This is a genomic window from Pseudoalteromonas sp. MMG007, from assembly GCF_018100985.1.
Classification (GTDB): domain Bacteria; phylum Pseudomonadota; class Gammaproteobacteria; order Enterobacterales; family Alteromonadaceae; genus Pseudoalteromonas.
The window spans coordinates 106,892-129,191 of record NZ_JAGJEI010000012.1; the positions used below are offsets into that span (position 1 = coordinate 106,892).

The window sequence follows — 22,300 nt, forward strand, 5'->3', positions numbered from 1 at the left end:
AAGGAATTAAAAATGCCAACATTTAAAGACGAGCAAGCAACTCAATACAATAGCCGCATAACACGTTTAGTGCCTGGTTATGAGCTATTACACCAACTTACCAATGCACAACTTAAAGCAACTCTTAACGATAATGCGCATATTTTAGTAGTAGGCGCGGGTACAGGCAAAGAAGTACTCGCCCTGGCTGCTTTAAACCCTACTTGGCAATTTACTGCGCAAGATATCTCTGGTGATATGCTCAACATTGCTAAACAAGAGTTTGAAGAGCACGGCATAGCAGAGCGCGTTAACGTTATTGAAGGCGAGCTAGATAAACTTTCAGCAAAGGCCGACGCCGCACTATGCCTACTCGTAATGCACTTTTTAGAAGACGACGGTAGTAAAAAGCAGCTACTTAAAAACATTAAAGCTAATTTAAATAAAGGCGCACACTTATTTATCAGCGATTTAATGAAACCCGAAACCGACTTTGAGCGCGAAGCACAAATCACTGTGTGTGCCGATTTAGGCTTAAGCGATGCAGGGCAAGCCTACACAGCTCAAAACTTAGAAAGTGAATTTTACCCACTTAATAGAATGCGCTTTAGCGAGTTACTTAACGAGTGTAAATACGGCGTTCCTAAGCTTTATTTTAAAGCGCTTGGTTTTAGCGGGTACGTTGTTTAACTTATCTTGAAGGATGCGCCCTGCACCATTTAACCGTATGTTTATGGCGCGGTATGGTTTTACATTCTTTACTAGAATTGGCTCCTGGCTCGCTAACATATTGCGAGCTTGGCGCTATATTGGCACAGCCTGCGGCCAATAATATCGCAAATACGGGTATTAATTTTTTCATTTCATCACCTGTTAAAATCTGTGTTTAAGCGCTTTGCAGTTACTGTTAATGCAAAGCGCTTGTTAGTTTGCTAGTTTCTCTCACCAATCTGGCGGGTAGTTATGCATCTACAAAAATAACTTCGCCAGTAATAAAGCCATCAACTGAACGCTCAAACGCTTTACCTACAAGCTTGCTTGGTACAGGTTGAAAACCTGGCATCATTTCGCCATATACGTCCCATGCTTCTTCAAGCACAGTAGGGTTAACCACATTAATACGCGTGCCACGCGGCATTTCTAGTGATACGCATTTTGCAAACGTATCTATTGCGCCGCTTGTTGTTGCATCGGCAATCGCAAAAGGGATAGGTTTAACGTTTAAAATACCGCTAATCAGCGTAAAAGAGCCTCCATCGGCAATGTACTTTTGACCAATACGTACAAGGTTAATTTGCCCCATCATTTTGCTCATAACGGTCGTCATCCACTGAGCTTCACTCATATCAGCAAAGGTGTCGTATTCACATAAACCCACTGTATTTACTAGAGCATCAAAGTGGCCTACTTTTTCATACAAAGCAGTAATTGACGCTTCACTCGTAATATCAACAATATGATCTACCTCGCCCGAGCGACCCGCTGTAATTACTTTATGATTAGATAAACCGGTTAATGCCGCTTGACCCATTTTACCCAGTGCGCCTATTAAAATTACTGTTTTCATTGTTTGCTCCAATCATTCAATTTAGTCTGTAGGGGCATAGTAAGGGGGTAGCTCAACAATTAGAAACAACCCTTTCATGTAATTGATACAAAAATAAGTGGTAATGTGATACGTTAATCGTGCTTAAACAACAAAGGCATTGGTATGAGTAAGTTAGACAGGCTAGATATAAAACAGCTACGTATTTTTCAAGCGCTCATTCGCGAAAAAAACGCATCAAAAGCGGCCGGTAAATTGGGCTTAACCCAGCAAGCAGTGAGTGAGCAGCTAAAAAAGCTACGTGATGTATTTAACGATCAGCTGTTTTTAAGAAAAACCAACGGCTTTGTGCCAACGCCTTATGCAGAGGAGTTATCGGTAGACATAGACAAACTATTAAACGACTTTCAGGCATTAATAGCACCTAAAATATTTGACCCAAAAACGGTTGATGGTGCCTTTGTAATAGCCGCTACCGACTACGCACAGCAAGTTGTTTTGCCAGCGCTTGTAAAAGAGCTAAGAGATCACGCGCCCAACTTAAAACTAATAATAAGAGACTTTGAACTCGACAGCCTGCACGATTTAATGGAAAACGGTAAAGTTGATTTAGCCATTGCCTTCCCCGACTACATCCCAAGTACTTACCCCATTATTAAGTTATTTGAAGAGCAACATATTTGCGTTACCTCCGCTAACTCATCAATAGCAGGGACAAAACCGACCTTAGCGCAAATAGCCAGTTATCCAAGTATTATTGCCTCTCCTTCGCGCCCAAATTTTAAAGGCTCTATTGACGATTGGTTTAAAAGCTTTGATTTAACGCGCAATGTTGTTGTATCGGCGCCGTGTTTTTCTATTGTGCCTATGTACTTAGAAACCACCGACTCCATCGCGTTTTTACCCTCACGCGCAGTCAGTTCAGATTTGGTAAAAATAGAACTACAGCAGCTACCAGCCCCATTTGATGTAATAGCCGCGTGGCATCCACGCTACAATAAAAACCCACTGCATAAATGGGTGGTGTCAAAGTTGGTGGTTGAGTAAAATAATGTGTGTAGTTCACTACACACGCTTACAACTTCTAACAGCTACAAACAAACTCCTCACATATTTTTTATGCTTGCATGCTTACAATCCTCCTATTAAATATTAATAGGGGTTCAACATGAAAAAGTATCTTATCGCGGTATTACTACTCTCAGGCTGCGCATCTCAAGGGGTAGATAGAAACAATCAAAACCAAATAGTTAAGCGCTACTACGCATCGGTAGAATCAATGCAACCAGTAACGCTTTCATCTGAAGTAGGCACAGGCATAGCAGCAGGCGCTGGGTTTGGCTTTGTAGACAGCTTAGATGGTAACACTGAAGAAATGGTAGGCGGAGCCATCATTGGCGGCTTAATAGGAGGGTTATTTACGGCACTATTTGAAGGCGGTAATGACGCCTATCAATATAATTTATACGCTGCCAACGAGGGTGAATTTACTGTAATTCAAAAGCAAAAACTCGATAAAAACACACAATGTGTAGCCGTAACGGCAGGCGATAAAGTAAAACTGGAGCCTGTAGCGCAGCACTTTTGCAGCGATAAATAAAACAAAAGCCGATACTGCAATATCGGCTTTGTATCAAATTAGCTCTTAACTAATCTCACCAAGTGCCTTCATGGCCGCCTGTGCTTTATCAGTTTGTACAAAAATATGGTCGTGATAAAACGCGGCCACTACATTGGCGCTAATATTACGCTCAGTTAATTTAGCCGATACCGCAGCGGTTAACCCTACAGCCTCTAAGCTTGAATGCACATTAAGGGTAATTAAATTATATTTACCCTCGTAAGTAATACCGGCTTTGTCGGCAGTTTCAGCTTTTAAAATAAGGGTTAGCCCTTCTTCTTCAACGTAGCTGGCGAGCGGGTTTAAATGAACGTAGTCAGCAAGGTTACCTGCCAAACAGCAAAATATGTATTCACCTTGTTTTAGTTCTGGCTGCATTGATTTTAATAATTCATTTAACTCTAAAATTCCGGCCATAGTAGTTCCTTACGATCTGTTTTTAGTGTTTTTTAACTGTGCAACTAGTGCGCTTAAACGGGCTATTTTTATATTACTTAACTGTCTGTAATCAAAATACGGGCAAACAATAATGTGGTTCGTTGTATCAATTGCAAACTCGTCGTCTAGCCAATTAAATTGCGCATTAAGCTTACCTTGTTGAAGTAAGTTTTTAGCGTGCGTACGCCCAGCAATTATATGCAGCTGGTTTTTATTAGTACCGTTAATAATGGGCGCACTAAATAAAAGGGCTGTTTTACTGTTGTTTTGCAGTAAAAATTTATCGCGATACGCTTGCCAACTATCGGCTTGTTTTGCAAAGCTGTAATGTTCGCTCGGTAATGCAAACAACACTTTAGCGTATACGTTAAACACCTTACGCCAACCATTTCCACAGTGCTGGTTTATGGTATTTATTTGCTCGTTTATTACAGGCTCAATACTTTGCAGGGTTTCAAAGTAGGGCATAGGCGGTGCTTTTGCGACATACACGGCTACGTTAAAATCATACTCACCTAAACCAACAACTTGCTCTGTCACTTACTTTGCCTTATTTTGCGCTAAAATGCGGTCAAGGTTATTTGCAAAATTTTGGCGGTCAGTTTGGCTAAGCGGTGGTGGCCCGCCACTCATTTCAACGCCGCTTGAGCGCATAGTATCCATAAAGTCGCGCACGTTTAACAACGAGCGAATATTTTCTGGCGTGTAAAGCTCGCCACGCGGGTTAAGTGCTTGGCCGCCGTTATCTATAACTTCGCTGGCAAGTGGAATGTCGCCCGTAATGACTAAGTCGCCTTTTTCTACACGCTTTACTATTTCGTCATCGGCAACATCAAACCCACTAGAAACCTGTACGCGGCTAATAAATTTTGAAGGCGGAATGCGCATTGCATGGTTAGCCACTAAAATGGTTGGTGTTTGCGTGCGCTCTGCTGCTCTAAAAAGAATTTCTTTTATGACCACGGGGCACGCGTCGGCATCTACCCATATTTTCATGCTTTAATCTTTTAATTGCTCTAGTATTTAACTGATCCTATAGCAATTTATTTTAATCGGCTAGCAAACTTTATTTGCTTGCGGTCGTACAAACATCATCACTTTTAAAAAGGAGCTTTCATGAAATCGATTACGACTATTTTACTTATTACAGGGTTATTTTTACTCACTGCCTGCACAAGTGCACCTGAAGGAATTACCCCCGTTAAAAACTTTGACCTTGAGCAATACAAAGGTAAGTGGTACGAAATTGCCCGCCTAGATCACTCTTTTGAAGAAGGTATGGATCAGGTAACAGCTACTTACACAGTAAACGACGACGGTACTGTAAAGGTACTTAACAAAGGTTATATCACCAAAGAGCAAAAGTGGGATGAAGCAGAGGGTTTAGCTAAATTTGTAGAAGGGACTGATACAGGCCATTTCAAAGTGTCGTTCTTTGGCCCATTTTATGGCGCTTACGTAATTTTTGAACTTGACCAGCCTGACTACCAGTATGCATTTATAACGAGCTACAACCGTGATTATTTATGGTTTTTATCGCGCACACCTACAGTTAGTGATGAACTTAAACAACATTTTACAACTAAAGCTAAAGAGCTTGGTTTTGCAACAGAGCAAATTATTTGGGTTAAGCAATAGCTGTGTAAAGCCCCTTTACAGCTGTAATAAAAGGATCATCTTACTGTAAAGTAAGTTAAATATGTTGAGGCTATATTAGCTGCACTTGCAACGAGACATGCAAGTGTTGGACATACTGAATATCCCCCTTGTTGTTGGCAAGCTTAATAGCTTGCCATTTTTTTTCTAAAAATTTGAAACTAAAAGTCACAGATCACGTTTTTACCAACTAACGCTATTTTAATGCTAAAAATAGCCCACTCACTGTGATTAATGCTGCATTTAAAACACTAAACAATTTTACATAGCCGGTTAGCAAATTATAAAAAGTTGTTATAATTAAAACACTTACACTCATAAACCCACAAAATAGCAAAGCTCCATAACTACCTTGTGTTACAACAAAAATGACTAAGCTTAGTAAAATACTGATCCAAGCAACAATTAAAAGCTGTTTACGTTGCAATTCAGTAGGGCGTTTTTTAAAAACATCTTTAAAGTGATTAAATTTTGCCAACGCAAAACCATTAAAACCAAATAAACACAGGCTAAAAGTAAGTAATTCCATCATACTTATTCTCCTTTTTGATGGGTGCTTGGTTTTAAACTATCTGCTTTTACATTGTTTTTGGCAGTACGTAATTTTTCGGTTTGTACTAAAAACATTATGCTAAAGAGTAAAAATAACGCATCGAACGTAAATAACGCCCACTGTTTATGGATTAAATAACTAACAATATTGCCATTAGTTGTGAGCGCATTAACTACAGGAACGCTTAAACATGCAAGCGCATTAATAGCAGCCATTACACGCCATTGCAGCTTATCGCGTTTAATTAGAGCAATAACACCCGCCACTAACCAAGCTAAAAAGAACGCTGTTACTTCTTTATCGCCGCGCTCAGCAAGCGTTGGGCTTAGTAGCCTATTGGCAATAAAAAACGCGCAAGAGGCAAGGGGTAAGCCCATAATAGTCGCAAGGTTTAAGCCTTCTACTAATTGTAAGCCAAACGATGCCTTACCTTTACTGCGCTCGCGTATACGTTTAGCCCACATTATGCAGCCAGTAGCTATCATCACACAGCCTGCAATACCGCCTAATACATATAACCAACGCAATAACGGTGTGGCAAAACGCCCTGTATGCATAGAGTTAAGTGACTCGTAAAGCGCTTTGCTTTTAGTGAGCTCATCTGCCGATTGGTCAACAAGCTCGCCTGTGGCACCACTAAATAAAAGCCTTGGCGTTTGATCGCGCAACTCCTTACCAGGGTCTACCAAAACAGTAACCGTTGAGGCCGCCATATTAGGCTCGCTTACTCTAACACTGCGTATATCAGCACCTGGCCACTTAGTATAAACCTGATCCAAAATGTTATTAATAGGCAACATTGCCGCGCTACCTTGCGCTTTATTAGTCACGTTATTGCTAGGCGATACATCGTTAAAAAAGCCACGCATGCCATTGTCGTAGGTAGTTAGCGCAGGGTAGGGGAACAACATAAATATAAGCGTAATAATACCTGTGTAGGTAATCATTAAATGAAACGGCAAAGCAAGCACCGAACTTAAATTGTGCGCATCTAACCAGCTACGCACTCCTTTATTACGCCTAAAACTAAACATATCTTTAAAAATACGTTTATGAATTACCACACCCGATATAATCGCAAGCAACATAAAAAAGCTGGCAAAACACACCACCCAGCGTCCTGTTATGGCATCTAAATAGTAGAGTTGGTAATGAAGCCGATAAAAAAAACTGCCCCCCTTAGTATCCACAAAAGGCGCTAGTTCTTGCATTGTATTTGGGTTTAATTGGGTATTTATAAATTTACTGCGACGCTGTCCTGGCTCTTTTGGCTCTGCATAGCCGTATACTAAATAAGGAATACGCTGCTCTGGTAATGTTATACGCCAGCTGTTTGAACCTGCACCATGGTGGCTTAAATAATCAAAGCCTTTAACAATTTGCATGCGCTGCGCGGCCACTCTGTCGGTTTGTGCTTGTACATTGTGAATGGCAGGCTGGTTCCACAGGTTTATTTCGTCTCTAAAAAAGCTAATTGTGCCTGCGAAAAAAATAACGTAAATGATCCAACATGTAAGTAAGCCTACCCACGTATGTAGCCACGTCATCGACCTAAAAAAACTGTCTTTCATAGCCAACCCTTTAACACTGCAAGTATGCCAATAAACAGTCCTGTACTTAGTAAAATGCTGATCCATACAGTCTTTAACGACTTAACCGAAAACGCATAAATAAACACAACAGCATAAATTAAAATACTGACCGACACGCTAAACAACACAGCATCTTGCTTGGCTATTGGTAGCACAACACTTAATAAAGCAATACCAGCAGAGGTAAAAGCATAGCCTCCTACAATGGCTATAAAAAAACGTAAAAATACTAATACCTTGTAACTACTAGCAATTTTAAAAAATGCTTCAAGATTAAAATTAGTAAAAGATGCACGATGCAACGGTGCCTGCATAGTTAACAAACCCTTTATTTAAACATGGAGGATAAATGAAGGCGCTATTATATAGGCTTCAAATACAAAAGATAGCTATTCTCATTTGTATGACTGAGTTAATTTAGATAAAAAATTATATAACTTAGTAAAATACTGATCTTGGTTATTTAGAGGCTGTTGATAAGCCATTAGCTAATGGTTTAAAGTGGCAATTAAAGCTAAGTATTAAAAGCAAACTAATAATGAGCAACCACGAAAAGCTAAATTATGTAGAGCTGCCAGCATGCGATTTAAAAGCCACAAAAAGCTTTTTTACTAACGTATTTAACTGGCAGTTTACCGACTACGGCCCAGAGTACACAGCGTTTAGCGGCCAAGGGCTTGACGGTGGCTTTTTTAATGCGCCGCTTAAATCGCTTACTCAAAATGGGGCTGCTCTGCTGGTGTTTTACAGTAACGATATTCACGCAACCTATAAAAAAGTAGTGCTGTTTGGTGGTGAAATAATAAAGCCTATTTTTGACTTTCCGGGCGGTTGCCGGTTTCACTTTACAGAGCCTAGCGGTAACGAATTTGCAGTATGGTCGGAGAAACAGTAAGTATTATAAGGGCTGCAGCACTGTTTTGCATAGAGATCACGATTTTACCAACTACTGGCCGTTTTAATTAAAATAAACCGATTTTTTACCAACTCACAGGGTGAAAATGGCCATTTAGGATAAATATTAAGCATTTAAGGCCAAATAAACATGAATACCAGCCAATTAATAGAGCAAGTTAGTAAATGCGTGATCTGCGAACCTCATTTACCTTTGGGCGCTCGCCCTGTAATACAATTTAACCCTAATGCTCGTATTTTAATTGCTGGCCAAGCACCTGGCATAAAAGTACACGAAACTGGAAAGCCCTTTAACGATGCTAGCGGCAAACGCCTACGAGAATGGCTGAGGCTAAGTGTTGATGAGTTTTATGATCCGCAAAAAATAGCTATTTTACCTATGGGCTTTTGCTACCCAGGTAAAGGAAAGTCGGGCGATTTACCACCTCGTAAAGAATGCGCTCCCGCATGGAGAGAGCAATTACTTAACGCTCTACCTAATTTAGAGCTTACTATAGTGCTTGGTAAATATGCGCAGGCGTATCATTTACCTCATACTAAAAATAGGCCTTTAACTGAGTTGGTAAAATCGTGGCGTGAGTATTGGCCACAACATTTAGTGTTACCGCACCCAAGCCCACGCAATAATATTTGGCTTAAAAAAAATCCGTGGTTTGAACAAACCGTATTGCCAGAATTAAGTGAGCGTGTGGCTAACATCTTAAATAAATAACAACGTTGTTAAAACGTAAAGGGGCTTTACAGCCATTGCCAATTACATAAACCTTACCACTGCTATGTAATACACACCTAATAACGTAAGCTAAAACAATAAAGCCGTGCAAACAAATGCGTTTACTGATAAAAGTTAAGCATAAAAGCCATAATTTAGTAAATAAAGATAAGTTAAACGCGTAGCAACAACTACGCAGCTAATCCTATACTCATTTAACGACTAAGTATTTTTGGCATTAAAAACAACAAAGGCCGGCTAATTTGAATGCATCATTTTTAACAGAAATCATACTCCCACTTGCCCTTGCACTTATAATGTTTGGAATGGGGCTTGGGCTTACACTTGGCGACTTTTCGCGACTTTTTAAAAAGCCCGTAGCAATTGCTTTGGGTTTGGTAGGGCAAATTATTGCTATGCCGCTACTGGCTTTAGGTTTATGTTATTTACTTAACTTACCCACGCCAATTGCAATAGGGTTAATGATTTTAGCCGCTTGCCCAGGTGGCACTATGTCAAACGTAGTGAGCCAGCTCGCAAAGGCTAATTTAGCGCTTTCGGTAAGTTTAACTGCAGCTTCAACCGCTATTAGTATTATTACCACACCATTTATTATTGGCTTTGCCATGCACCAATTTGCCCCGCAAATTGATGCCAGTTTTTCTATATTAACCACATCTCTTGGGCTATTTGTAATTACCTTAGTACCGGTAGCAATAGGTATAGGCCTGCGCCATTTTAAAAGCGAGTTTGCTATTAAAAGCGAGCCGTTTTTTAGGCGTTTTTCGTTATTTTTTATGCTTGCAATGATAGCCGCGCTAGTAATAAAAGAGCGCGCACTACTCGTAAACTCGTTTAACGATGTATTTTGGGCGTGTATAGCACTTAATATTGGCTCAATGGTTATTGGCTTACTTATAGCAAAACTTTCAAGCCTTAACCTTACCGATTCGCTTACATTGGGTATTGAGGTAGGGATTCAAAACGCATCGCTGGCTATTTTAATTGCTATAAGCTTTTTAAATAAGCCCGAATACGCAGTAACAGGAGGCGTATATGGTCTAGCCATGTTTGTGGGTCCGCTGTTATTAATTGCAGGATTAAAGCTTAAAAATAAGCGCATATCTTAAATTAAAAGGCTGCTACTGCAGCCTTTTTTATGTTTATTAATTAATGTGCTAATCAAAAGTATGATGGCGGGTAACGCTAAAGCGATTAAGTATATGGTGCATTATGTACACTGCACACAAACTTAAAATTATAGCCACCGATACCGAGCTAAATCTGTACAATGCGCTGTAAACTAGGTCTTGCCCAGGGCCTAAGTAGTTACCAAACAAAATACCAAAAGTGGTTAATACGCCAAAACCAATACCTGGTATACCGCCGCCTAAAATATGAAAACGCGCAAATATAAACGACAGTATCCATAAAGTGATGATTGGAAAAAGTAAAAAGTCTGAGTGACTATACAAAAGCAATTGCGATAAAAGCGCAGCATTACAGCCAATAAGCGTACCTATAGCACGTTGCCATGCAGCCATTCCTGCGGCTTTCCAGCACAATGAAAACAAAATGAGTACAGACGCAGCTTGCGCCGATATAGAGTCTTGTAAATCAAGCACCTGAAAAACCACAAAAGAAAGCGTAGCCACACTTGCACAAAGCAGTACTTCATGACGAATACTTTCTTTTGCTTTGCTAGGCATTGCTCGCCCAGGCCGAGCCGTCACGTCAGGAAATAGGCCATGCATTATTGCAGCAATGATCACGGTTAAAAAAATAGCCAAACCATTACTTAAAATAAGCGGGTAAATGCTAGTACCTTGATCAACATAACTTGAAAAGTGCAGCTGAATAGACAAGCTCACCACACCTAAAGCACCAAATAAAAAGGCGCTTCCACAGCTCATTTGATAAAACAAAATACAAAAAACCACAAACACTAATAAGGTCATCACCACAGGCAGGTGAGAAAACAACCCTTGCATAATAAGTACTATAAATGCACTAAACGCAGCCGAGGCAAAAAACTGTGTAATAACAGCGCGGCTAAGTGTAGGTACCATGCCTAATAACAACATTGGGTAAACGGTAAAAAATATACCGTTTGGCCAATTCATTAATTTACTAATTGTAAAACCAATAGTGCACCCGCCAGCAATACGCAATGCTTGGCGCAGGCCATTGGAGTCTAATTGTGGGCCTTGGCTAACAACTTTGCTCATAAGGCCTCCTTAATAAATATAATGTAGCCAGCTAATAAGCCTTATTTGTATTGAACCAAACCATTGCCCAATACTCGACTGCGGCAATAATTGCACTGTTGCACGAGAACCACTGGGCATATTAGCGATTAAATCTTGATGATCTGTAAGCTTCAAATGAATTCGTTGACGCTGTGCATCACGTACCCAGCGATTACTGGTTTCGGTGGTACTTAATAAGCCATTGGCACTTAGCTGCCCGCTACTTACACCCGCTTCAAACGTATCAAGTATTGCCTCGTAAACTTCACCAGGGCGGCTATCAAATACCACCAGAGCCTTAGAACCCGGTTTCATATTTGAAAGTGACTTTTCTCTAAAGTCGGCAACTAAATCAGCTTTTTTAGCAACAATAGCTAATAAAGGTTGCCCAGCTAAAGCGTAAGCACCATCGAGCAGCTGCAAATTAGCAACGGTGCCATCACTTAAAGCACGCACCTGTGTGTACGATAAATTAAGCTCAGCTTGTGCTAATTGGTTGGCGCCATGACGCATGGCTAAGTTTTGTGAGCCACTTTCACCACGAGCTAACATAGCCTCAGCTAATTGTGCTTCAAGCGCTGCAACATTTGACTTACTCGCTTGAAAATTTGCACGAATGCTTTCAAGCTCTTGCTCCGATATAGACTTTTGCTTAAACAGCTTTTCGCCACGGCTTTTAAGCAACGCTTGTTCGTGTTGTTTAGCTTTTGCTGCATTTATTTGTGCCTCCAGTGCTTTTACATTGGTGTCTAAACGCTTATTTTGTAGCTTTGCATCGTCCAGTGCTAACTGGGCTTGTTCTTTCGCTAAAATATATGGATCTTGGTCGAGGCTAAATAATACATCGCCCGCTTTAACCGTTTGGTTATTACTCACTTCTACACTAGTAACGCGGCCACTAATTTGTGGAGATATTTGCACAACAGGATGATAAACACGCGCTTGAGGCGTAACAGGTAAAACCATATCTGCCACTAAATAATAGATAAATACGAAAATAAACCCTATGAGAGAAAACCTCACATAGCGTGCAAATTTTTGATCGGGAGTCATTTTTAACCTTACTTATTTACTTCAATACATTTGAGCGCATTTTGTTCCATTTTGAGTAAACACAATGCCATGGCATCTAGCTCCTCAGTAGATAAATCGCTGTATAACTGTTTTTTTATGTCGCTAACTGTCTCCAACAAAGAATGCAAAATAGTGCCGCCTTGCTCAGTAAAGTAAATTTTTTTACTGCGCTTATCGTGCTCATCTATTTTGCGGGTGATTAAAAGCTGATCTTCTAATTGTTTTAAAGTACGAGTGAGAGAAGGCATTTCTATACCTAAGCTGTTAGCAAGCTCAAGTTGAGTTAACCCTTCGCCGCGCATATCTATGTGCATTAAGGCTGTCCAACGTGATTGCGTAAGTCCTAAAGGCTCAACGGCTAGGGTAACAGCTTCACGGCATAACCGATGAACACGGCCCATATTGCCGATAATGGTTAAATCGAGTGTTTCGTGAAAAGGAGTTTGAGTAGTCATAACCACATTAAAATACTTAGCATGCTAAGTATTTTAACATTAGTTAGCGTGCTAAGTAAATATAGAGGTATGCCGCAAAAAAGCCCCTTATTGGGACTTAATAAACATTAAAAGTTAAGGAGGTTAGCTGGAGAGTATTGGTCGGTCAGTATTTTGGTGTTAGCTGGCCAGTCTTGGTTGTTTTTGGTGCTTTGCATATAGGTGCTTATTGCTTTTATATCTACATCGTATTTTTTTAAACGTGGTCCAAGAGCGCTAATACGCTCGTTAAGTTGCGCCTGCGTTGGCATAGTTTTAATGCCCGCTAAAATAATACGGTTACTGCGATTAGGGCGGCTTACGTTAATAAAGTCACCAAATACGCTGTGGTATGTTGCCGACTCGTGCTCGTATAACTTGCTGCTCGAAAACGTATTAGCTGCAATAACACCGCCATCGGCCAATACGCTTTGTACTTCTTCAAAAAATTCTTTAGTAAGCAAATGCTCAGGAATGTAGTCGCCGTTGAATGCATCCAGAATGATCCAGTCGTACTTTTGCTTTTTAATAGCCGCGCGTTTTATAAATATACGCCCATCTTGCACGCTTGATGTAACGTTGTCGGTTTCTATAAAGTTAAAGTAATCGCGGGCTACTTTTAAAACGGCTGGGTCTATTTCAACATTATGAATTTTAGCGGCAGGGTAAAGCTCATGAATAACATTAGAAAGCGTGCCGCCACCTAAGCCTATAACCAGTACGTTTTTAGGATTTTGTGTTACTAAAAGGCTGGCAAACGTAAGCTTGGTATAATTAAAAACGAGTTTGTCAGGGTCATTTTTATACATACAACTTTGGCTTGTTTGGCTGCTTTTGGTGTTAAATTTTAGGCAGCGTAGGTCACGAGTTTCATCAACAATAATATTGCGATATAAAGAGCGCTCCTCATGAATGACCTCGCCCGTTGCTACAGCCGAAAATACACTTAAAGCCAAAAGTAAATATTTAAGCATGAGCCAACTCCTTATTACCTGCCAAGCTATTAATAACAATTGCAAGTACGCCAAGTAACCCAAGCGTAGAAGCAAATGCGCTAATTATGGTGTTTACGTCGAACGCCAGTACAAAGTAAAACGAGGTAATAATAGTACCAAGCGCACTACCAAGCGTGCTTACAAAATATAAAATACCCGCAACTTGGCCGCTTTTTTCGTTGTCGGTTACTAATAAACGAACAGAATAAGGTGAGATCATGCCTAAAATTATGGTGGGAATAAAAAACAAAGCCGTAGAGGCTAGCAAAGAGCCATAGCGACTATCTTCAATATGGGTAAAAATAAACTCCATTATAGGCTGTGAAAACAGTGTGATAGGCACCACCATTATACTCGCAACTAAAAATATTAAGCCGTATTTAGTAAGCGATGCATTTTTTGTACTGAGCTTACCGCCGAGCAAATAACCAAAAGAAAGGCTAAGCATAAATACGGTAATTATACTGCCCCAAATATGTACGCTACTGCCAAAATAGGGCGCTAAAATACGCCCACCTAAAAGCTCAATACCCATAATGCAAAAACCACTGCAGAAGGCTAAAAAGTAAATTAATGCGTTTGTTTTTATGCTCATATAATTTTCGTTAAGTAACCTAAATAGAACACCATACTAACGTGATGTATACAAAGCTGCTAATGCAATTTTTAAATTCAAAAAAGTCTTTTTGTTATAAAGTAACACATGCTAAACTTATCGTTATAATATCACATTTGTTTATTCTCTATTATCAATCATGAAGTACTCTTTAATTTACTTAGCCTGTTTAGGCATTAGTGCGCAAACACTTGCACAAGAGCAAACCGACGAAATTGAAAAAATATCGGTTACTTATAAACAAGCATACCGTGGCGACATTCCTCAAAAACAAATGCCGCAGTCTATTGTAAGTGTTAGCAGCGCCGCGCTTGATCAAAAAGGCATTACCGAATTACAAGACGCGCTTGATTTTTCGGCGAGTATTTCGCGAAAAAATAACAGTGGCGCATTATGGGATAGCTTTTCGATTCGTGGGCTTTCAGGTAACGAAAACATGCCATCGGGCTATTTAATTAATGGCTTTAGCGGTGGACGTGGTTTTAGCGGCCCACGCGATGTATCAAACATTGAATATATAGAAGTATTAAAAGGCCCAGGCTCAGCACTTTATGGGCGCTCGGAGCCCGGTGGTACTGTAAATATTGTAACCAAAAAACCACAGTTTGATTCTCAAGGTGAGCTAAAATTAAGCCTAGGCAGCGATAGCTTTAACCGTGTTGAAGGCGATTACACAAACGGCATTAACGACACCACGGCATTTAGAATAAATGGCGCGTGGCAAGATAGCGACAGCTACCGCGATGAGGTGTACACCAATAAAAAGGTAATTACGCCGTCTATTTATCATCAAATAAACGCATCGACCAGTGTAACGTATGAGTTTGAATACGTAGATTTAGCTCAGTTATTTGACCGTGGTGTTGTAGTACTTGATAACGATTTTGACACTGTACCAAGCTCACGCTATTTAGGTAACCCAAACGATGGCGACACGCAGGTGTATTCGCGCGGTCATCAAATTACGTTAAATCATGATATTACCGATGAATGGTCGTTAGTTGTAGGTGCAAACTATCGTAGCTCCACGTTAACGGGGTTTTCGTCGGATGCTGAGCTTCCGCCATCGCGCCAATCGTTATTTGACGATGGTCGCACGCTTACCCGACAGCAGCGCTATCGCGACTACGAAGTAGAAGACACAAGCGTTAAGTTTGAAGTTAGCGGAAGTTTAGATACAGCAGGCATTACGCATCACTTATTAATAGGCGCAGATGCATATAAATACGATTTACGTACAGCGCTTTCACGCTACCGTGGCGGTAATGGTACTTATACTGTTGATATTTTTGAGCCAAATTACGATGTTGAGCGCCCAGAAGTAAGCCTGCTTTACGAAAACGACGAAGAGCAAAACGCATACGGCATTTATGTTCAAGACCAAATGGATATTACCGATAAATTTAAGCTATTAATTGGCCTAAGATTTGACAGTGTTGATCAAGACATTTTAGAAACCAACAGCGGCGTGTTTTCAACAAGCTCTGAAAGCCAAGTAAGTCCTCGTGTTGGTGTAGTGTACGAGCTAAATAACGCACTCACCTTTTACAGCAGTTACTCAGAAGGCTTTTTGCCACTGAGCGGTACTGATGCAAGCGGCGACCCATTTGGTTTTGAATACAGCGATTCGTTTGAAGTTGGCGCTAAGTTTGAATACTTAGGCGTAAACGGTACTGTGGCATTTTTTGATGCGTCTAAAAGTAATATGTTAGTGGCAGACCCTGTAAACATTGGTTTTTCAGCGCCTATTGGTAAAGCCGATAGTAAAGGTTTTGAGCTTGATTTAAACACCTATATTACTGATGCAACCGCGTTTAACTTATCGTACGCATATATAGATGCCACCACCGCAAACGATATTATTAATGCCGATTGGGGCGTACCAATTGAAAAAGGCAGTCCCCTGGTAAATGTACCAAAAAACAACCTAAACCTTACGCTTAGCCACCAAACGGCGTTAATGGGCAAAGAGCTTGAATTTGGTGCTAGTTACCAATACACCAGTAGCCGTTTAGGTGATGCCGCCGATTTAAGTTTTAGGCTACCTAGCTATCAATTAGTAGGCGTGTTTGGACAAGTTAATTTAACCGAGCAAACCGAACTTAATATCAGTGTTAATAACATTTTTGATGAAGATTACGCAGAAAGTAGCTACAACGCTTTATGGGTGTACCCAGGTGCGCCAACTCAATTTAAAATGTCGTTAGCTTATAATTTTTAATAAAAATAATACCAATTCGCTTAATTAAGTGATCTATTTTGAGGCTGGAAAAACGTGTTAACAGCTAGGCAAAAAATTCGCTATTTAGTTGCTCTAAATGAGAATTTTTTAACGCAGATAGTGACACGTTTAGCCCCGCAAAATGATTAAGTATTATTACGGATTGGTATAAACCAGTTTTCATCCTAAAGCGTCTTAGTGTAGTGGTTAAGGCGCTTTATTTTTTTTAGTCCTTTTTTATAAAGAATGCATAAGTTTATTAAGCCAACCATCGGCCTTTGATGGTTTGTATATCATTACAATGCTTTCACTATAGTGACTGTTAACCCCCTTTACAGTTAATTTTGTAAGCCCTAAATCGTCAATCACAAAGTTAGGTAAATATGCTAACGCCAAGCCACTTTGCACAACCTCTATTAATGCACTGTAGTCGCTACATCTAAATACAATATTGCGCGGGGCTATTTCATCTTGCCAGCCGTCGGAGCCTATACCTTGCTCTAAGCCGCATAACGGCGAAAACAAAGGGCATGCAAAAGCCGCCTGCAGTAATTGTTTTTTATTAAGCGTTAATGCACCTTTTTGAACTAGCTGATGCGAAGCATGTGCTGCCACACTAAACCCAGTACTAAATATATCAACTGCCACTAAATTAGTATGTGAGCTATTATTTAGTGCCTCGCGAGTTACTAGCGCAATATGCGCCGAGCCAGACGCAACTTGGCTTATGGCTTCACCTTCAAACACATTATTAATACGCACCGAGCAGGGTAGTTGGCTAAGAGGTGTAAGCAGCTTTTTAAGGCCACTTTTAAGTAAAATGGCAGGGCCTGCAATAACCGCATTAAATTTATGATTATCACTTTTAAAACGGCTAGTAAGCTGCTGGTAATTATGAACTAAATCGCTACTGTGCTTAACAAATTCTTTGCCTTTATCATTAAGTACTAAGGTTTTACCCACACGGTTAAACAGCTCTGTGGCTAAGTTTGCCTCAACCTTTTTTAGCGTTTTAGACAGCGCTCCTGGGGTAATATTAAAATGCTTAGCGGTTGTATGCAGATTTTGCGAACCCGCCATATGTATTACTTTTTCAATGTCATCTATGTGCATGCGCCAAGCCGTATTGATTAAAAGGAAACAACAAGTTACTTATTATCGATTATTTATACATAAAAACCAGCTTATAGTAGCGCTATATTTATTTTTGAGCATTAACATGAAACACATACTGCTACTTTTTATTTTATTGTCGAGCACAGCACTTGCAAATACACATCAACACAATACGCACAACACAGACAGAACCCACAGCTACGAGGGATTTCATGGTATGGCACTAATATTGGCTGGCGATAAAGTACTAGCTAGCCACATGCCTTTATACGCCCCACCACACAACTACCAAATAGTGTATGAAGTAACAACAGATGACACCCATCTTAAAATTATCAAAAATGCACTAAATGAATCAGTTAAAAAGCAAGCTCAGATCACTATTTTACCAACTAAATTTGATTTGAGCTTATTAATAAATAAGATGACACCCACATTAAAAACGACTGTGTTTAATGGTCATTTTGAGCGTGGAGGATACGCACTGTTTTCAACAAAACTAACTTTCAAAAATCCGTTATATGTAAAAAAGCTCGCTATAACTAAACCCAAAAAAGCAGAGTTTGATTTAATAAAGGTTTCAGCAACGCAAGGCTTGGTAATTCATAAAATACAAAGCAAGCCAAGCTATGACTCGTTAAGCCTAATACCTCTGAGTAATGGTAAATATAACGGAGAGTTAAAGTGTGATACTGCGATAAATACTGCACTTAAGAGTAAGCTAAAGGCTTGTTTTAAAAATGCACCGAGTTATTTAGAAACCCGAGACTTTACAGTTTTATAAAGTGTAACTTTTTTAGTAAGTTTAAGATGATGAAGATTTAAAATTTTACAGTGACACCCACCGTTACTTTTGTACTTTAGTTATTTAGCAACTAAGATTTATTTAGCTCAATAAACAAACAGGTGCTACATGGCTATTGCAAGAAAACGCCAAATAAGTTTGGCCGATACAAAATACTATCACTGTATTTCGCGCTGTGTACGCCATGCTTACTTATGCGGCGAGGATTTATTAACAGGCAAATCTTACGAACACCGAAGAGGCTGGGTAGAGCAAAAGCTATTTAGTCTCGCTAAAATATTTTGTATTGATATATGTGCTTACGCAGTTATGAGCAACCATACGCATATTGTACTTTATGTTGATGATAAAAAAGCAAATAGGTTAAATGACAAAGCCATAGTGCTACGCTGGCATAAGCTATGTAAAGGCACACCACTTACACAAAAATTTTTACAAGGTGAGGAGCTTAGCAATACTGAACGATACTTTTTAAGCCAAACTATTATTCAATACAGAGAAAGGTTATCTAGCATTAGCTGGTTTATGCGCGTTTTAAACGAACATGTTGCTCGAAAAGCTAATAAAGAAGATAAATGCACTGGCCGGTTTTGGGAAGGTCGGTTTAAATCACAAGCAATTCTTGATGAAGCAGCCCTTGCAGCTTGTATGGCTTACGTTGATTTAAACCCAATTAGAGCAAAAGTAGCTGATACCCCTGAAGACTCTAACTTTACCAGTGTGCAGAAGCGAATTAAGAGTGCAGAAAATGCAAAGCAGCCCAAACAACTTTTAAAATTTGCAGGTAACCCCCGTAAATTTATGCCAAAAGGTTTACCGTTTGAGCTTAAGTATTACCTTGAATTAGTTGAGCTCACAGGGCGTATTATTCGCGATGATAAACCAGGCTGTATTGAAAACACTCAGCTCCCTTTATTAGAAAGAGTAAACATATCACCAGAAAATTGGTTAAAACTCACTACTGACTTTACCCGCGTATTTCACGGCGCCGTAGGTAAACCGCAATCACATGTAAGTTACTGCGAGCATTTAAATAAAAAACGACGAGTAAATTTTAGTAATTGTAAGAAGCTACTAGCCTAAAAACCTCCTTAATAGTTTTAAAACTGCCTAGCTGCAGGTTTAAGCATGCCCTTAATTTAGCAAACCACATACATAACAACACATTTTTAAAATAACCGGCGTAAATGCCTTTAAATAAGCCATTAGTTTATGAGTTTTTAAAATTGGCTAGTTGATTAAGCCAATTGATTCAAAAATTGAGGTGGGTGTCATTATAATTGAAATAAATATTTAAATTGGGTGTCATCTTAAATAATCTAAACCTTACTTTATTGAAGAGCCTTAAAGCGCTGCCAGTACAAATATACCTTTATCTACTAACCCGCTTTTACTTAAAATCAATATGAGTGCCATGTTAAGTTTATAAATTATGCCGATAACCCAATCAATACCGTGAAAAATTAAAATGGGTGTCATCTTAAAATTAAGCAACAAACGCTGCGGCTTCATGCAGCATACAGCGCTTGTTGGCATGTAATGCGTTAAACGCTAATTAAAACTCATAGCTTATTTTGGCTGAAAAGTTACGCCCAGGTTGGGTGTATTGGCTAAAATCAGCGCCTTGTGATTGCCCTGCAATTAGCTCAAAGGGTACATATTCTTTATCAAGCAAGTTAAGTACCCCTACATTTAGCTGCCACGCTTGCCACTCGTAATTTGCGTATAAATCAACAACGCCATAGCCATGCCCTTGTGTGGTTTTATCGCCGTTTGCATCAAGCACCACATCCGATTGCGATTTAGCTAAACGCCATGCAGCAGTCCAATTAATATTACCCTGCTCTGTGGTTAACAATACAGAGCCGTTTAAAGGGCTAATGCTGGTAAGTGGTTGATCTGTTTCCTTGTTTTTACCATCAACGTAGGCCACATTTGCCTCTAGTAGTATATTTTCAGCGACATACATGGCAATTCCTGCTTCCACACCGCTTATTTGCGTTTCGCTAATATTTTGATATTGATACAGCGTTTTGTTTACGCCAGGAATAAATGTTGGCTCAACACCCACTACAGCCGTTTCTATAAAGTCATCGTAGGCTGCATAAAAAGCACTTAAATTTACGCTAATATCGCTGCTTGCGTATCTAAGCCCAAGCTCAAATGAGTCGCTGCTTTCTGGGTCTAAGTCGGCGTTTGGTAATATTTGATAAAACGGTTCAACACCGTGGCTTTGATAGGCTTGGTCGTGCGGCGGTATTTTAAAACCTCGTACGTATTGCCCGTACCACGATAAGTTATCATCCACTTGGTAAATAACACCTAGCTTAGGCGAAAAGGCAGATTCGGTAATATCATCAAGCTGTGCATCGGCGTATAGCTCATCACTTTTAGCCTCTAGGGTGTAGTAATCATATCGCACACCTGCAATAACCGACCACGCACTGTTATTAAACGAAATACTATCTTGTACGTAGGCACCAATCAAAGAGGTATCTGCCCCCGGGAATGCTTTTTGTTCTTGATCGGTAAAATCAACTGTGCCATCGGCTAAAATACGTGTTTTAAAACGTGGGCGAGTGGTGTCGTATAAGTCTATATCAACCCCGTATACCACTTCGTGATCGGTGGTTTCTCCTTTAAGTCCTTTATTAAATACCGCTTTTAAACCTAAAATATTTTGCTCAAAACGATAGTCGTTATAATCGGTGTAGGTGCTTGCACCACTAATTTGATCGCTTTGCTGCTCGTAACTGCTATAAGACACTTGCCCGTGCCATTTATCAAACGCAGCAGTTGCTACTTCTGAATGGTAATCTAGCGCCAACGACCAGTTAGTGTCGTCTTCTTCGGTTTCTTGAACGGCAGGAGTAATAACTTGCTCAGTTGTTTGGTTAAAGTAATCGAGGGTGTATTTAAGTGTGCGCTTTTCATCAAGCTGTTGCTCAAATTTAACTAATAAAGCGTCTGATTTCGCATCATAACCGGGTAAGTTTTCGTCATAATTTTGTACTTCTTCGCTGTCGCGGTGGCTATACACAGCGCTTACTGCAAAATCGCCTAAGTCTTTTGCAGCGGTAATATCGGCAGCAATTTGGTTGTTTTGACCTTGATACCCCAGTGCCATTTTTACAAAGCTGTCGTTATCTTTTAAATAATCGCTAGGATCTTTTGTGGTTATAACCACAATGCCGCCGAGTGCGTCAGAGCCATATAAAGACGATGCAGCACCTTTGGCGACTTCGACTTGTTTTACACCTGCTACATCAAAATAATTGCGGCCAACTAAATAACCCCCTCCACCTGCGTAGCCATCGTTAGTGCGTCGGCCATCTTTTATAAATACAACACGGTTACCACCAACACCACGTACAGTAAGTGTTTGCGCGCCTGCGCCACTGCCAGTGGTTGCAATGCTTGAATCGTATTTAAACATAGTTTGTAAATCTACAGCTAGCTGGCGCTCTATGTCTTGCTCGGTAATAACCGTCACTGAGCCTGTAACATCTTCAAGCTTTTGCTCGAAGCGTGAGCCGCTCACAACAATATGATCGTCAATTATGTTTTCGGCAAATGCAGTGCCCGAGCCAAGTAGTAAGGTTGCTATAGCAGTAAATTTAAATGCAGAGGGATTCATTTTAACTCCAAATGATAATAGTTATTATTTATGACGGGGATGTTACAACTAAGTCAAATTAAGATCAATTAATTATGATAATCATTTTCATTTAGATTTAAC

Annotated in this window: 25 protein-coding genes; 10 read left to right on the forward strand and 15 right to left on the reverse strand. The window is 39.9% G+C overall.

Annotated elements, in window-relative coordinates:
- The first annotated feature begins 12 nt into the window (after positions 1-12).
- A complete protein-coding gene (locus J8L71_RS14030) occupies positions 13-669 on the forward strand; it encodes a class I SAM-dependent methyltransferase (RefSeq protein WP_211001073.1) in 657 nt (218 codons plus the stop codon).
- 1 nt (position 670) lies between these two features.
- Here the strand turns inward: J8L71_RS14030 and J8L71_RS14035 are convergent, their stop codons facing one another.
- Both J8L71_RS14035 and J8L71_RS14040 read right to left on the reverse strand, forming a co-directional pair.
- Positions 671-841, reverse strand: coding sequence for a hypothetical protein (locus J8L71_RS14035; protein ID WP_211001074.1), 171 nt, complete (start codon positions 839-841; stop codon positions 671-673).
- Positions 842-940: 99 nt separating this feature from the next.
- Complete coding sequence (locus tag J8L71_RS14040) at positions 941-1,546, reverse strand: short chain dehydrogenase (RefSeq protein ID WP_211001075.1); 606 nt, start codon at positions 1,544-1,546, stop codon at positions 941-943.
- 144 nt (positions 1,547-1,690) lie between these two features.
- Between J8L71_RS14040 and J8L71_RS14045 the strand changes: the two genes are divergently transcribed.
- Positions 1,691-2,572 carry a LysR family transcriptional regulator gene (locus J8L71_RS14045; RefSeq protein ID WP_211001076.1) on the forward strand — a complete coding sequence of 294 codons (882 nt, stop codon included), beginning with the start codon at positions 1,691-1,693 and terminating at the stop codon, positions 2,570-2,572.
- Between the two features lie 121 nt (positions 2,573-2,693).
- Positions 2,694-3,125 carry a hypothetical protein gene (locus J8L71_RS14050; RefSeq protein WP_211001077.1) on the forward strand — a complete coding sequence of 144 codons (432 nt, stop codon included), beginning with the start codon at positions 2,694-2,696 and terminating at the stop codon, positions 3,123-3,125.
- A gap of 45 nt (positions 3,126-3,170) precedes the next feature.
- Here the strand turns inward: J8L71_RS14050 and J8L71_RS14055 are convergent, their stop codons facing one another.
- The 3 genes from J8L71_RS14055 to J8L71_RS14065 are packed head-to-tail and all read right to left on the reverse strand — an operon-like array spanning position 3,171 to position 4,580.
- On the reverse strand, positions 3,171-3,563 hold the full coding sequence (locus tag J8L71_RS14055; protein WP_211001078.1) for an ACT domain-containing protein: 393 nt from the start codon (positions 3,561-3,563) through the stop codon (positions 3,171-3,173).
- A gap of 9 nt (positions 3,564-3,572) precedes the next feature.
- Positions 3,573-4,124, reverse strand: coding sequence for a hypothetical protein (locus tag J8L71_RS14060; RefSeq protein WP_211001079.1), 552 nt, complete (start codon positions 4,122-4,124; stop codon positions 3,573-3,575).
- On the reverse strand, positions 4,125-4,580 hold the full coding sequence (locus tag J8L71_RS14065; RefSeq protein WP_058405404.1) for a YaiI/YqxD family protein: 456 nt from the start codon (positions 4,578-4,580) through the stop codon (positions 4,125-4,127). It lies immediately after the preceding gene.
- Between the two features lie 120 nt (positions 4,581-4,700).
- Here J8L71_RS14065 and J8L71_RS14070 point away from each other — a divergent pair, with 120 nt between their 5' ends.
- A complete protein-coding gene (locus tag J8L71_RS14070; protein ID WP_211001080.1) occupies positions 4,701-5,222 on the forward strand; it encodes a lipocalin family protein in 522 nt (173 codons plus the stop codon).
- Positions 5,223-5,436: 214 nt separating this feature from the next.
- Here the strand turns inward: J8L71_RS14070 and J8L71_RS14075 are convergent, their stop codons facing one another.
- From J8L71_RS14075 to J8L71_RS14085, 3 genes are read right to left on the reverse strand one after another with little or no spacing between them, the layout of a single operon-like run.
- Positions 5,437-5,772 (reverse strand): DUF3325 domain-containing protein, encoded by a 336-nt coding sequence (locus tag J8L71_RS14075; protein WP_211001081.1) that lies wholly within the window; start codon positions 5,770-5,772, stop codon positions 5,437-5,439.
- A gap of 2 nt (positions 5,773-5,774) precedes the next feature.
- A complete protein-coding gene (locus J8L71_RS14080) occupies positions 5,775-7,364 on the reverse strand; it encodes a PepSY-associated TM helix domain-containing protein (protein ID WP_211001082.1) in 1,590 nt (529 codons plus the stop codon).
- Entirely contained in the window at positions 7,361-7,699 is a 339-nt protein-coding gene (locus tag J8L71_RS14085) for a hypothetical protein (RefSeq protein ID WP_211001083.1), read from the reverse strand. Before J8L71_RS14085 ends, J8L71_RS14080 begins: the two co-directional genes overlap by 4 nt.
- A gap of 224 nt (positions 7,700-7,923) precedes the next feature.
- On the opposite strand from J8L71_RS14085, the gene J8L71_RS14090 reads away from it, so the two are divergent.
- The 3 genes from J8L71_RS14090 (at position 7,924) to J8L71_RS14100 (ending at position 10,142) form a co-directional block, all read left to right on the forward strand.
- Positions 7,924-8,280: a VOC family protein gene (locus J8L71_RS14090; protein WP_211001084.1), complete on the forward strand. Its 357-nt coding sequence runs from the start codon at positions 7,924-7,926 to the stop codon at positions 8,278-8,280.
- 150 nt (positions 8,281-8,430) lie between these two features.
- Positions 8,431-9,012 (forward strand): uracil-DNA glycosylase family protein, encoded by a 582-nt coding sequence (locus J8L71_RS14095; protein ID WP_211001085.1) that lies wholly within the window; start codon positions 8,431-8,433, stop codon positions 9,010-9,012.
- A 263-nt stretch (positions 9,013-9,275) separates the two neighbouring features.
- Positions 9,276-10,142, forward strand: coding sequence for a bile acid:sodium symporter family protein (locus J8L71_RS14100; RefSeq protein WP_211001086.1), 867 nt, complete (start codon positions 9,276-9,278; stop codon positions 10,140-10,142).
- A 48-nt stretch (positions 10,143-10,190) separates the two neighbouring features.
- On the opposite strand, the gene J8L71_RS14105 is transcribed toward J8L71_RS14100, so the two are convergent.
- The 5 genes from J8L71_RS14105 to J8L71_RS14125 form a co-directional block, all read right to left on the reverse strand.
- Complete coding sequence (locus tag J8L71_RS14105; protein ID WP_211001087.1) at positions 10,191-11,240, reverse strand: DUF2955 domain-containing protein; 1,050 nt, start codon at positions 11,238-11,240, stop codon at positions 10,191-10,193.
- A 9-nt stretch (positions 11,241-11,249) separates the two neighbouring features.
- Positions 11,250-12,314 (reverse strand): HlyD family secretion protein, encoded by a 1,065-nt coding sequence (locus J8L71_RS14110; RefSeq protein ID WP_211001088.1) that lies wholly within the window; start codon positions 12,312-12,314, stop codon positions 11,250-11,252.
- Positions 12,315-12,322: 8 nt separating this feature from the next.
- Complete coding sequence (locus J8L71_RS14115; protein ID WP_211001089.1) at positions 12,323-12,790, reverse strand: MarR family transcriptional regulator; 468 nt, start codon at positions 12,788-12,790, stop codon at positions 12,323-12,325.
- Between the two features lie 107 nt (positions 12,791-12,897).
- The gene (locus J8L71_RS14120; RefSeq protein ID WP_211001090.1) at positions 12,898-13,782 is read right to left on the reverse strand and encodes a fused MFS/spermidine synthase; all 885 of its coding nucleotides are present in this window, start codon (positions 13,780-13,782) and stop codon (positions 12,898-12,900) included.
- Positions 13,775-14,398, reverse strand: coding sequence for a fused MFS/spermidine synthase (locus J8L71_RS14125; RefSeq protein ID WP_211001091.1), 624 nt, complete (start codon positions 14,396-14,398; stop codon positions 13,775-13,777). The genes J8L71_RS14120 and J8L71_RS14125 overlap by 8 nt, the downstream gene beginning before the upstream one ends.
- Positions 14,399-14,558: 160 nt before the next feature.
- Here J8L71_RS14125 and J8L71_RS14130 point away from each other — a divergent pair, with 160 nt between their 5' ends.
- Positions 14,559-16,640, forward strand: coding sequence for a TonB-dependent siderophore receptor (locus tag J8L71_RS14130; RefSeq protein ID WP_211001092.1), 2,082 nt, complete (start codon positions 14,559-14,561; stop codon positions 16,638-16,640).
- A gap of 237 nt (positions 16,641-16,877) precedes the next feature.
- Here J8L71_RS14130 and J8L71_RS14135 read toward each other — a convergent pair whose 3' ends face one another.
- Entirely contained in the window at positions 16,878-17,753 is an 876-nt protein-coding gene (locus J8L71_RS14135) for a LysR family transcriptional regulator (RefSeq protein ID WP_211001093.1), read from the reverse strand.
- 106 nt (positions 17,754-17,859) lie between these two features.
- On the opposite strand from J8L71_RS14135, the gene J8L71_RS14140 reads away from it, so the two are divergent.
- Complete coding sequence (locus tag J8L71_RS14140) at positions 17,860-18,540, forward strand: hypothetical protein (protein WP_211001094.1); 681 nt, start codon at positions 17,860-17,862, stop codon at positions 18,538-18,540.
- Between the two features lie 129 nt (positions 18,541-18,669).
- Positions 18,670-19,644: a transposase gene (locus J8L71_RS14145; RefSeq protein ID WP_211001095.1), complete on the forward strand. Its 975-nt coding sequence runs from the start codon at positions 18,670-18,672 to the stop codon at positions 19,642-19,644.
- Positions 19,645-20,116: 472 nt separating this feature from the next.
- Here J8L71_RS14145 and J8L71_RS14150 read toward each other — a convergent pair whose 3' ends face one another.
- Positions 20,117-22,198: a TonB-dependent hemoglobin/transferrin/lactoferrin family receptor gene (locus J8L71_RS14150; protein WP_211001096.1), complete on the reverse strand. Its 2,082-nt coding sequence runs from the start codon at positions 22,196-22,198 to the stop codon at positions 20,117-20,119.
- Positions 22,199-22,300 lie beyond the last annotated feature (102 nt).